Below are 228 nucleotides of genomic sequence, written 5' to 3'. Positions count from 1 at the left end.
TTTCAACACACAGCCGCCTGAAGGCGGCTGGCGGGTGTCCCGGAATCGTCAGCGAGCCATGCGCGGTTTCAACACACAGCCGCCTGAAGGCGGCTGGCACGGCAACAGGGTCAACAATATGCGCGCCAAAGTTTCAACACACAGCCGCCTGAAGGCGGCTGGGATTTCCCCCATCTCTCGATGTCTTGCTATCGGCGTTTCAACACACAGCCGCCTGAAGGCGGCTGG

1 protein-coding gene is annotated in these 228 nt (G+C 61.0%); it reads left to right on the top strand.

Going from position 1 to position 228, the window contains the following annotated elements; all coding sequences use genetic code 11:
* Positions 1–34: 34 nt before the first annotated feature.
* Positions 35–228 (top strand): hypothetical protein (locus HMPREF2700_RS11930; protein WP_210389916.1); only part of this gene is annotated, 194 nt, incomplete at its 3' end.

This window comes from Neisseria sp. HMSC068C04 (assembly GCF_001810105.1).
GTDB classification, from domain to species: domain Bacteria; phylum Pseudomonadota; class Gammaproteobacteria; order Burkholderiales; family Neisseriaceae; genus Neisseria; species Neisseria flavescens_B.
The sequence above is the reverse complement of the archived record's forward strand: the minus strand, read 5'-3'. Positions and strand labels throughout refer to the sequence as shown.